The sequence below is a fragment of the Flavobacterium sp. I3-2 genome, from assembly GCF_013389595.1.
Taxonomy (GTDB): domain Bacteria; phylum Bacteroidota; class Bacteroidia; order Flavobacteriales; family Flavobacteriaceae; genus Flavobacterium.
In genome coordinates, this window is record NZ_CP058306.1 from 2,123,831 (window position 1) to 2,136,047 (window position 12,217).

Genomic DNA, 12,217 nt, shown 5'->3' on the forward strand with positions numbered 1-12,217 from the left:
AACTAAGTATGGATTCTTTTACAAATCAAACTATAAATTTTCAGGAACTTCCCGATTATAAAAAAACGACTTTAACTCCAATTGCAAAGCGATATAAGAAAATTGTAATTTTTAATTTAATCCTTTCAAACGTTATATTGTTAGGACTTACAATTTCAGTTTATTTTTTTTTGTTAGATGAAGTAGAAACGATTTATAAACTTGGCGGACTTTTTATTTTATTTTTGATTCTAATACTTTTTGATTTTTTTACTTTAATGGCATTTAAACGTAAAAGTTATGCTTTTAGAGCACAAGATGTAATTTATTGTTCAGGTATTTTGACTATAACTCATGAAATTGTTCCGTATAATAGATTACAACATGTCGTTTTAAAACAAGGTTGGTTTTCTCGTTATCTAGGACTAGCAACCATTGAATGTTTTACTGCTGCAAGTGCAAATAATGAAATTGCTATTCCGGGTTTGGAGCTTGAACAAGCAGAACAAATTAAAAATATGCTTTTAAATAAAATCATAAAAACCGATTTAAATGAACCAACTTTTGAAACTGTTTTATTAGAAGAATTCACTCATTTAGAAAATGATTTTTCTCATCAAAAAAAGGAAATTGATGGAACAAATTGATTTAAATCTTCCGCAAAGGCAATCAAAAAAAGGATTGTTGGTTATTTTTTTTAAGGTTTTAATACCGTCAATCAAATCATTCTTACCGTTAATTTTAATTTTGTTTTTTAGAGAATCTGACGAACACAAAACTTTAAAAATAGGTTTGGTTTTTATTGCTGTTTTTACGTTTCTTATAATTGCGAGTGTTATTAATTTCTTGTATTTTAAATTTTATATCAATTCAAATTCTAATGAATTTATCATCGAAAAAGGTTGGTTAAATAAATCTAAAACGGTTATTAAGCTTGATAAAATTCAGCAAGTCAATTTAAATCAGAAATTTTTACATCGCGTTTTAAATTTGTATTCAGTTGAAGTTGATACCGCAGGTTCTTCTAAAACAGAAGCTAAAATTTATGCCGTTTCAGGAGCTGTTGCTCATGCTTTAAAATCAAAATTATTAGAAAAAGAATTTGTTATAAATACTGATTCAAAGTATAATGATGCTGTTTTAGAAACTATTAATTCGGATATCAATAACAACAAAAGACTTATCGAAATTTCATTTTCAAGTTTAGTTAAAATCGGTCTTACTCGTAATTATTTACAAACGTTTTCGTTATTATTGGTTTTGTTTTTTCAAGTTTTAGAGAAAGCTCGAGATTATTATCGTGACGAAGAAGAAAATGTAATTTCTAATTTTGGTGAATATTTAGAGCAAAACTTCACTTTGGTTATTTTACCGTTGGTTTTATTGATGGTTTTTGTAGTGGTTTTGATAATCAATTTGGTACGAACATTATTGAAATATTACAATTATAAGATTCAGGTTGTTAATAGAAAATTATTTATTTCATACGGACTTTTCGAAACTAAAAATACCATTATTAAATCGCAACGTGTTCAAATCTTAAAAATAACTCAGAATTATTTTCAGAAAAAGCTGAACGTATTGATGATGAAAATCTTACAAACAGATTCTGAAGAAAATAGTTCTAAAAAAGGAATTGGAATTGATATTCCCGGAGTAAATCAGAATGAAAAAAATGCCATTTTAAGTCAGATTTTCAATAAAGAAATTGAATTGGAAAACGGAATCAAGCCAAGTATTCGTAAATTTGTAGTTCATTTTATTTGGTTTAGTGTTTTTCCGACACTTGTTTATCTTATTGTAAGTTATTTAAATTTCGAATCTATTTATCTTTTTGCTGCAATTCCTTTGTTTTTATTTACCGGATTGTATCAGTGGATTACCTATAAAAATGCTGTTTTCTATTTTACAGAGCATTTTATTATTAAAAAAAGTGGATTTTGGGATGTAACTTATAGTATTATCGAACCTCATAAAATTCAGAAAATTGCTACATATCAGCGTATTTGGCATTTAAATATAAACTTAAGTAGTGTAGTTTTGTACACAGCCGGAGGTTTTATAACTTTTTCTATTGCCGATGAAACTGAAATTCGAAACCGAGTTAATTTTTGGTTATATAACATTGAAAAACACAATTTAAATTGGATGTAATGCAGATTGAAGAGAATCATATTTTAATACAAAATAGTTCGATTTATTATAAAAAAGTAAGCCCACAGAATGCAACAAACACCTTGATTCTTTTACATGATTCGTTAGGTTGCACGGTTCTTTGGCGTGATTGGTTAGATTTACTAGCTCAAGAATTAAATGTAAATATTTTAAGTTATGACCGTCGAGGATATGGAAAATCATCGAATTATACCGTTCCGCGTCCACTAAATTATTTAGAACAAGAAGCTGAAATTTTAGATGAATTGATTCAAAAACTAGGCTTAAAAAATGTTCACCTTTTCGGATTTTCAGACGGAGCTAGTGTTGCAACGATTTATGCAGGAATGTTTGCTGATAAAATACATTCTTTAACCATTGAAGGTGTACATGTTTTGCTTGAAAAAGAAACTTTAGAAGGTGTGCGTCAAGCGAAGAAAACGTTAGAAACGACTCAAATTGCAAAAGTTTTAGAAAAATATCACGGCGATAAAGTCATGGATTTGTATCTTGCTTGGACAGACACTTGGTTAGACGAAAAGCATCAAACTTGGAATATCGAACATTTTATTCCAAAAATCAAAGTTCCGATTTTTGTTTTTCAAGGTGAGTTTGATGAGTTTGGTTCACCGGCACAAATGAATGCTTTTGATGCAGCTCCTAATGCAGAAAAATATTGGGTTTTAGGTGCTGGACATACGGCTCATAAAGAAAAGAAAGAAGAGGTTTTTGAAAAAGTAACATCTTTTATTAAACAACATTTGGTTTAAATGAAAAAGTGGATTAAAGCGGCACGTTTACGAACGTTGCCATTATCGATATCAGGAATTTTCGTAGGAAGTGCTTGTGCATATCAATCCTATCACACACAATGGAATTATTGGTTAATTTTTGGATTATGCTTTTTAACTACTTTATTTTTTCAAGTGTTATCTAACTATGCTAACGATTACGGCGATGCTGTAAAAGGTACTGATAATGATAATAGAGTGGGGCCGAAGCGTGCTATTCAAAGTGGAGAAATCACACAAGCGCAAATGAAGAAAGCAATCATTATCACTTCGGTTTTATCTTTGATTTCTTCAGTTGGTGTGATTTATGCTTCATTCGGAAACGAAAATTTTATTCAAGCAATTATTTATTTAGTTTTAGCGGTTGCTTGTGTTGGAGCCGCAATTAAATATACAGTCGGAAATTCTGCTTACGGTTATCGTGGTTTGGGCGATGTGTTTGTTTTTATCTTTTTTGGATTAGTGAGTACTTTGGGGTCGTATTATTTATACGGACATTCGTTTGATTTTAATGTTTTATTACCCGGAACAGCTATCGGATTATTAAGTATGGCGGTTTTAAATATGAATAACATGCGTGATATCCAAAATGATGCAGAAATGGGTAAAAATACCATAGTTGTAAAATTAGGATTTAATAAAGCACGTATGTACCATTTTTACTTAATTGTTCTTGCAGTTATTGCGCTTAATTCATTCGCATTAGAAAAAGGTTTTAAATGGTATCAATTTGCCTTTGTAATCGGTTTTATTCCGTTACTTAAAAACTTAAAAGTTGTTAATACAGTTACTAATCCAAGAAATTTAGACCCCGAGTTAAAACGTTTATCATTAACGACTTTTTTAATATCTTTACTATTATCAATTGCTTTAATCTTAATGTAAAAAATATGAAAATAACTTATTTAGGACACGCTGCTTTAGCTATCGAAGTTGAAGGAAAAAATATCATCGTAGACCCGTTTATTTCGGCTAACGAATTGGCATCTCATATTGATGTAAATGCTTTAAAAGCAGATTATATTTTTATTACACACGCACACGGAGATCATATTTTAGATGTTGAAACGATTGCAAAAAATAATCCAAATGCAGTTATTGTTTCAAATGCTGAAATTGCAGGACATTATGAAGCTAAAGGTTTTAAATCACATCCGATGAATCACGGTGGTTCTTGGGAATTTGATTTTGGTAAAGTTAAATACGTAAATGCGATACATTCGTCTTCTTTTCCTGATGGAAGTTATGGCGGGCAACCAGGCGGATTTGTGATTACAGCAAACAATAAAAGTGTTTATATTGCTGGAGATACGGCATTAACACAAGATATGAAACTGATTCCTTTACGTACTAAATTAGATTTAGCAGTTTTACCAATCGGTAGTAATTTTACGATGGATGTAGAAGATGCTGCAATTGCAGCTGAATTTTTACAAGTGAAAAAAGTTTTAGGTTATCATTACGATACGTTCGGATATATTAAAATTCACCACGAAACTTCAAAAGAACGTTTTGAAAACCATAATAAAGAACTAATTTTGTTAGAAGTAGGTTCTTCAATAAATATCTAATTTAAAGCTTCGAAAGAAGCTTTTTTTATGAAATAAAATATGAAAGCATCAGTTAAAAAATACATTTTAAATTTCAAACAAGCCTCAGGAACTTCTCGAGGCGTAATGACAGAAAAGGAAACTTGGTTCTTGATTTTGGAAGAAAATGGTAAAAAAGGAATTGGAGAATGCGGTTTATTTCGCGGTTTATCTTTTGATGATAATTTAGATTATTCGGACAAGTTGAATGAAGTTTGTCAATGGATTGATGAAGGAAAACAGGTCGAAGAAATTTGGGATATGTTACGAGAATGGCCTTCAATTCAGTTTGGAGTGGAGCAAGCTTTTTTATCTTTAAATAGTTCAGATTCATTTGTGTTATTTCCGAGTTTATTTACAGAATCTCAAGCTGAAATTCCAATTAATGGATTGGTTTGGATGGGAAGTAAATCGTTTATGAAATCTCAAATAGATGATAAATTAGCTAATGGTTTTAATTGTATAAAATTAAAAATTGGAGCGATAAACTTTGACGAAGAATTAGAGTTAATTCGATATATTCGTAGTAAATATCCAAAAGAAATTATCGAAATTCGTGTCGATGCTAACGGAGGTTTTAGTTCAAGTGAAGCTTTATTTAAATTAAATCAATTAGCTGATTTAGATATTCATAGTATAGAACAACCTATAAAACAAAAGCAATATGACAGTATGGCAGATTTGTGTGAAAAATCACCTTTGCCAATTGCTTTGGATGAAGAACTTATTGGAGTTGTAAATTATGACGATAAAGAAAATCTATTGGATAAAATTATGCCAAAATACATCATTTTAAAGCCAAGTTTAGTCGGTGGATTTAAAGGTTCTGAAGAATGGATTCGATTAGCAGAAGAACGAAATATCGGATGGTGGATAACTTCTGCTTTAGAAAGTAATATCGGATTAAATGCCATTGCACAATGGACATTTAAATTAAATTCTAAAATGCCTCAAGGTTTAGGTACAGGAGCTTTATTTACAAATAATTTTGAGTCGCCACTTGATGTAAAAAACGGACATTTAAGATATGATGATTTATCGATATGGAAAATTGATCTGGATCAGTAAGTTGAAATTTGATGAGAAATAGTGCTTTTGTTTTTCAAAAAGGAAATGAAATAATTTGATTTTTTCTCTTTTTAAGAATATAGAAAAAAGATAAAGTTTATGTTTTAAAAAAATATAAATATATTTTTATTTTTTAATAAAAAACGATATATTTGATACGCATTGTGTTTATTTTAGATTTGTTTTAAAATGGTTATAGGGGCATTTAACTATTTTATTTATAAATTTAATTTTGAAAATGAATTGATGTGGTAATTTTTTTACGTCTTTTATTATTTAGAAAATTAGATCGTATTTTTGTTGTTTTGTTGATTATCACAAAAAGTTTATTTTTTTTCGAACATAGTGTTTCATTATCAACCACTATAGGTATTGCTATGAAAACTTTATAGATAATGAATATGAAAATCTCGCAAAAATGCGAGATTTTTTATTTTAAAACAGAAGTATTTGACTATATTTGCAGCCTACTTCAGGGGCCGATCGGTTTTGACAGCGAGTGGAATTGAATAGTAAGCACGTCGAGCGCTGGAACACAGCTCGTAAATATCATGTTTCAAACTTTTTTACACGGCGAAGAAAACTACGCTTTAGCTGCTTAATCTGAATTAATAGTAAGATACGCCCAGTTCCTATAAGATAGGAAAGCTGAATTCTCCTAAAAAGCCTTGGTTTATGGCGTTTTGTCAAGGGGAACCGTAAAAGTAAACCTAGAACGATTAGTATCTCGGATATCGTTTGACATCTTTAGAGGTTAAGTAAAAAGTGGTTGTTTTTGGCCTTGCTTTTTAACGAAAATCGAATCAAAAACTAAACGCGTAGAAAGCTTTTTGATTGCTTGTTTGGACCAGGGTTCGATTCCCTGCGGCTCCACTGACAAAACACTGATTTTCAGTGTTTTGTTTTTTTAAGACTATGTTTTATGACCATTTTATGTCTATAGAACATTTTGAAACTGCCCTTTCAATAGTTCTTAGCTGCTCCTTAAAACCGAGCAAAATGATTAAATTAAAAATTAAGAAGTCGAATTTTACGACTCCGATAGTTACTAAAAATGGTGATTATCAAATTATCCAATTTCGTTACGATGGTGTTCGATTTAGAATGTCATTTGATTTGAATAAGATAAAGGATAAAAAATTACGTGATAGACAATTTGAAATCTATCGCGCAGAAATTGAAAGAAAACTTCTTCAAGGTTGGAATCCAAATGAAAATGAGGATGACGAGGTAAAAGAAGTTCACTACAATTCCTTATCTGAATCTTTAAAGTTTGCTTTAGAGAAAAAGGAGGGAACGGTCAGAGAAAGTACTTTTAAGGATTACGAAACAACAGTTAATAAATTTATTGAGCAATCCAATAAAGCTAAATTAGCTGATGCTGATATCAAAGACCTAACAAGAAAAGATATTCTAAATATCTTTAGTTCTATGACCGCAAAATACAAATGGTCAAACAAAACCTATAATAAATACCTGGGTAACATTCGTACATTGTTTTCTGTTCTCACAGAGTGGGAATATATAGGTAATAATATTTGTCGTGATATCAGTTTAAAGAAAACAACTCAAAGTGATTTCTATGAACCGGCGAATGATCTTCAACTAAAACTTATTAAAGATAAATTAAACGTGGATTTTTCAAATCTTTGGGATTTTGTTTTCTTTTTATTTCAAACCGGATTACGCCCGCATGAAATTCTTTTGATTCAATTAAAAATGATTGATTTAAAAAATCGAGTAATAATACTTCCTAAAGGGATAATTAAAACTTCGATAAAACGTATAGTTCCAATTGATGATTATATCTATGAGTACTTACTAAATAAGAATTTACAAAATTACCATAGTGATTTTTATTTGTTTGGAACTAATAGAAAGTTCAAGAACAAAGGTGTTTCAAATGAAACGGATTTAATTCCGGCCGCTGATCCGTTGTCAAGAAAAACTATTTCAAAATGGTGGCAACGTAAAGTTGAGATTCCTTTGGGTATAGATGTAAAGCTGTATTCGTTCAAACATTTAACGGCAAATAAAAGGCTTGAAGCCGGGCAAAGTTTAGATGATGTACAGCATTTATTCGGACATACTAATAAAGCAATGACCAGGGTATATGCAACGCATTTGACAAATATTTATGTGGATAAACTAAAACAAAATAAGTTAAGTCTAAATGATATGGGCCTACTAAATTAAATAACTTGGTCAATAACTTTTGATTAAATTAATATTGTAATTAAAAAAGCAATACTAAATTAGCCATATTCAAAATCATAATTCAAACGGATTGGTTTTTGGTAGATAACGGGTTTGAAAGCGAGGGTGGTTCCTCGCTTTTTTTGTTTCTATCATTTTCCTTATCCCAAGAAAACGATACTTAATTTTATCGGTCAATAACTCAAAGTCCTTTTGTTTACTTATTTCGATACCATATTCTATTTTAGATATGGTAATTTTTTTTCATAAAGTTTTTTTAGTTAATCATGAACAAACCTCTCACAATTAAGCAAGAAGCATTTTGTCAAGCGTATTTACGTTTGGGGGATAAGTCTGCTGCTTATCGAGAGGTTTATTCCTGTGCAAATATGAAAGCGGAAACTATACACAATAAAGCTTATATATTATCTGAAAAGAGCGAGGTAAGGGCGAGGATAAAAGAACTGCAATCAAAGGCTAGAGAAATAGCAGATAAAGAGTTTCAGATTACACATAAGGAAATTCTAAACCATTTAAACATTTTACGTAAAGCTCGTATTGATGATTATGTTACCCTAGTTTATGAAGTAATTACATCAGAGGGAGCCGATGGTGAAATGAATACCGGGAGTTTTCCTGTTTTAAAGTTTAAGCCATTTGATGAACTTACAGACGAACAACTGATGTGTATTGAAAGTGTTAAACACGGAAAATTCGGTCTTGAAATAAAGCTGCATGGAGTTGATTGGTCGATTGAAAAGATTTGTAAGCATTTAGGATTCTATGAAAGAGACAATAAACAAAAAGCAGTTAACATTTTCCAACCAAACGACAGGCAAACAAGACTAGAAGAATTAAAAGCTAAGTTAAAAGATTAGATGTTAACTGACACGGAAATAATTGAATTAGAACAGCTTCTTAAAATTGAGCAGCTAAATATATTACCTAAAGAGGTTAACGATAATTACCGCTTCCTAAAAAAACAATTTGAGGAACAAACCTATGTAAATGAAAACTTAGTCAAAGGCTCTAAAGGTGTTATTTTAGAAGGAGGCGCCCGAAGTGGGAAAACTTACTCTAGCTTATATTTTATTTTATATATCTGTTTACATGTTGAGCAAACTTGTGTAATTAATATTGTTCGTGAAACCTATAACGAATTTAAAACAACGCTATATCTCGACTTTAAAAAAATCCTTCGTGAATTTGGTTTACCTAACCCATTTGAAACAGCTAAAGACGTTCAATCATTTTACATAGGTAAGAATCAAATCAACTTCATGGGTGCAGACCAACCAAGTAAGGTGCACGGTGCAACTTCTGATTATTTGTATTTCAACGAAATGTTGACTATTGATCAACAAGTATTCAAAAACTTAACCATGCGTTGTAATAAGTTTTGGATTGCCGATTTCAATCCTTCGGTAACCGAACACTGGGTATTTAATGAAGTGATTACTCGAGATGATGTTGGACATTTACGTTCAACTTTTAGAGGAAACCCACACATTCCAATAGGTCAAAAGATTGAGATTTTAGCATCCGAACCATGGTTACCTGGTTCTTATATCGTTGAAGATGATACAATCAAATGTTACAATAAGAAAACGGGTAAACTTGAACCTATTTCGGATGATAATCAACCGCCGCCGCACCCAAAGAACACAAGACAAGGAACGGCAAATGAATTCTTTTGGAAAGTTTACGGCTTAGGATTACGAGGAGCGATGACAGGAATCATTTTTGACAACGTATCTTATATTACAGAATGGCCCGAAGATATTGCTAAGACATACGGTCTTGATTTTGGGTTTACAAATGACCCAACAGCATTAACAGCGTATGGAGAAGATGAACATAACATTTGGATTGAATTATTACTTTATGAACCAATTGATCACCCAGACGATTTAGACACAGCATTTGTTTCGCTTGGAGTTGAAAAGAATATCCCCATAACCGCAGATTCATCTGATAAATATACCGGAGAAAATAAAGGAACGGTTGAAATGGTTCGTTCTTTAAAAAAGAAAGGATATTCCATTCGAAAAGTTTCTAAAAATAAAGGTGTTGTTTTTTGGATTGGGTCAATGAAGAAAAAGAAAATTCATATTGTCATTCGTAATGAAAAGCTTGGGAAGTTTGCTAAAATCGAACAACAAAACTACCGATTCAAAGAAGTAAACGGAATACCAATCAATCAACCGATAGATAAATTTAATCACATGTGGGATTCTGGAAGATACGCTCACATGGCATATAACAACCCATTAACGCTACACCAAACAACACAGTCTCTTAATGAATTAGGTATAAACTATTAGAAATGGATTTACTTGAGTTAATTAAAAAAGACATTCAAAAAGCGATTGGCTTTATTGAAACGAATCAAATGTACAGAAATGATTCTTTATCATGGGAGGAATTAAACAACGAGTTCAATAAGAATGAACGTAATTTAAGACCGTCACAGGTTGGAAATATTCAAAAGGATAAGATTGTTGGTACTGGCGAAAAAGCTAAAAATGTAACAGCAATTCGTTTATCTATCCCTTTTGCTAAAAAGATTGTAAATACTGCTGTGGCTTTTGAACTAGGCGAACCAATTACATTAATTTCAGATGATAAAAATGAATTGTTTGAAGCGGTTAAGCAAACTTGGAAGCTAAATCGATTAGATAATAAGCTTCAAGAAGCATTAAAGAAAAAGAAATCAGAACTTGAAAGTTGTTTGATTTTCCATATTGAGGATATACCAAGCGATAAAGGTTGGATTACAAAGCTATTCAAAACAGAAAAGAAACGAATCAAATCAACCTTAAAAACAAACAAAGAGGGTAAAATGTACCCGATTATGAACCAATTTGGAAATATGATTCAGTTTGTTTGGAGATTCAAAACCAAAATTAACAATAACGAAGTCGATAATATTTGGATCTATACCGATAAAGAAAGAATCGTTATTAATAATTCGATTAATAATGTTTATTCTCAAATTGAAAGTAAACCACACGGATTTGATAGAATTCCAGTTGTTTATCTTCAGCAAGATGTGCCAGAGTGGGAAGATGTAAAAACAATCATTGATCGCTTTGAGGTTGCGCTTTCAAAACTTGGTGGCTCGAATGATTATGCAGGTTATCCTTTGCTAAAGTTATACGGAGAACTTGTTAATATGCCCGACCGAAATGATGATGGGAAAACCCTTCGGTTCCCAATGAAAGAAGTTGACGATACAAGTGGAAAAACTATTCATGGCGATGCTGAATTCTTAACAGCTAATAACGCAGCCGAATCTGTTAAGTTGGAATTAGAGAAATTGTACTCCTTAATTCTCGCGATGAGTTCAACTCCCGACATCGCTTTCGATAATTTAAAAGGATTAGGATCAATGTCTGGAGTTGCCTTAAAGCTTATGTTTTTAGATGCAATAATCAAAGCAAAGATGAATGAAGGCGATAACAGAACGATGATAGAACGTTGTTTAAATATCATTGCTTCTGGAATTAAAAGCACTGTAAGTACCAAGTTATCAAAACAAGAGTTACTAATCTCTGTTCAATTTAATTCAATCCTTCCAAATGATTTAAAAGAGGCTGTTGAAATTGCAACAACTGCAGTTCAAGGAGGCGTAATGAGTAAAGAAACTGCTATTAACTACTTGGATATGGTAGAGGATAAAAAAAACGAAATTCAATCTATAACAAATCAAAATAAATTAGACAATAAAGCTGGTCAATAACTCGACCAGCTTTTTTTTTGCCCCAAAGCCACTCTCACTTAAATTAGATACAAATCATAATTAACATAACAGTATCTAATATGAATAAAAAACAAATGATTATAGGTAGACTTAAGGTATTATTCCCTAAGGCTAACTTCTCTCAAAAAAGGATAGACGCTATAGTGGCTAAACTTGAACCAAAAGTTGCAGACGATGCAGACGAAACAGCTATTGACGATGTGATTAATCAAGCTAATGATTTTATGGACTTTGAGGCTTTAGCTAAAGAGGACGACAGAATCAGAACTTTAGAAGCTAATCAAAAGAAACCAGCTGGAGAAGAAACTCCAAATCCAAATCCAAAACCTGACGAAGAAACGCCAGCTTGGGCTAAGGCTATGATGGAAAAGATGGAAAACATCGAAAAAGGCGAAATCACAAAATCAAAAGCGAATACTGTTGCCGAGCTATTCTCTAAATCGGAAGTATTGAAAAGTCTTCCCGAAAATCAAAAACAATCTTGGATGAAACGTGTGAATTTAGAAGCTGAGGATTTAGCTTCTGAAATTTCTTCACTTGAAACGGAATACACAGAATTAAAACAGTCGATTGTTGATTCAAGTGATTATGCAGGTGCACCATTTAAAAAGACAGAAGGGGGTAATTCAGTATCGGATGCGGATTTAGATGCTGTTATGGGAAATTTATAAATCTAA

The 12,217-nt window shown here is 31.4% G+C and carries 11 protein-coding genes and 1 other RNA gene; all 12 read left to right on the plus strand.

Going from position 1 to position 12,217, the window contains the following annotated elements:
- The first annotated feature begins 8 nt into the window (after window positions 1-8).
- The 12 genes from HW119_RS09980 to HW119_RS10035 all read left to right on the plus strand — a co-directional run bounded on the left by HW119_RS09980 (window position 9) and on the right by HW119_RS10035 (window position 12,211).
- The gene (locus tag HW119_RS09980; protein WP_177763983.1) at window positions 9-626 is read left to right on the plus strand and encodes a PH domain-containing protein; all 618 of its coding nucleotides are present in this window, start codon (window positions 9-11) and stop codon (window positions 624-626) included.
- Complete coding sequence (locus HW119_RS09985) at window positions 613-2,133, plus strand: PH domain-containing protein (protein WP_177763985.1); 1,521 nt, start codon at window positions 613-615, stop codon at window positions 2,131-2,133. Before HW119_RS09980 ends, HW119_RS09985 begins: the two co-directional genes overlap by 14 nt.
- Entirely contained in the window at window positions 2,133-2,903 is a 771-nt protein-coding gene (locus HW119_RS09990) for an alpha/beta fold hydrolase (RefSeq protein ID WP_177763987.1), read from the plus strand. The genes HW119_RS09985 and HW119_RS09990 overlap by 1 nt, the downstream gene beginning before the upstream one ends.
- The gene (locus tag HW119_RS09995; protein ID WP_177763989.1) at window positions 2,904-3,809 is read left to right on the plus strand and encodes a 1,4-dihydroxy-2-naphthoate polyprenyltransferase; all 906 of its coding nucleotides are present in this window, start codon (window positions 2,904-2,906) and stop codon (window positions 3,807-3,809) included.
- A 5-nt stretch (window positions 3,810-3,814) separates the two neighbouring features.
- Window positions 3,815-4,495 carry a metal-dependent hydrolase gene (locus HW119_RS10000; RefSeq protein WP_177763991.1) on the plus strand — a complete coding sequence of 227 codons (681 nt, stop codon included), beginning with the start codon at window positions 3,815-3,817 and terminating at the stop codon, window positions 4,493-4,495.
- A 39-nt stretch (window positions 4,496-4,534) separates the two neighbouring features.
- Window positions 4,535-5,581: an o-succinylbenzoate synthase gene (locus HW119_RS10005; protein ID WP_177763993.1), complete on the plus strand. Its 1,047-nt coding sequence runs from the start codon at window positions 4,535-4,537 to the stop codon at window positions 5,579-5,581.
- Between the two features lie 475 nt (window positions 5,582-6,056).
- Window positions 6,057-6,457: a transfer-messenger RNA gene (gene ssrA / locus HW119_RS10010) on the plus strand.
- Between the two features lie 123 nt (window positions 6,458-6,580).
- Window positions 6,581-7,777 carry a tyrosine-type recombinase/integrase gene (locus HW119_RS10015; RefSeq protein WP_177763995.1) on the plus strand — a complete coding sequence of 399 codons (1,197 nt, stop codon included), beginning with the start codon at window positions 6,581-6,583 and terminating at the stop codon, window positions 7,775-7,777.
- A 287-nt stretch (window positions 7,778-8,064) separates the two neighbouring features.
- Window positions 8,065-8,655, plus strand: a complete 591-nt coding sequence (locus tag HW119_RS10020; RefSeq protein WP_177763997.1) for a terminase small subunit — start codon at window positions 8,065-8,067, stop codon at window positions 8,653-8,655.
- Window positions 8,656-10,101, plus strand: coding sequence for a phage terminase large subunit (locus HW119_RS10025; RefSeq protein WP_177763999.1), 1,446 nt, complete (start codon window positions 8,656-8,658; stop codon window positions 10,099-10,101).
- A gap of 2 nt (window positions 10,102-10,103) precedes the next feature.
- Window positions 10,104-11,519 (plus strand): phage portal protein, encoded by a 1,416-nt coding sequence (locus HW119_RS10030; RefSeq protein ID WP_177764001.1) that lies wholly within the window; start codon window positions 10,104-10,106, stop codon window positions 11,517-11,519.
- Between the two features lie 80 nt (window positions 11,520-11,599).
- A complete protein-coding gene (locus HW119_RS10035; RefSeq protein ID WP_177764003.1) occupies window positions 11,600-12,211 on the plus strand; it encodes a hypothetical protein in 612 nt (203 codons plus the stop codon).
- Window positions 12,212-12,217: the final 6 nt, after the last annotated feature.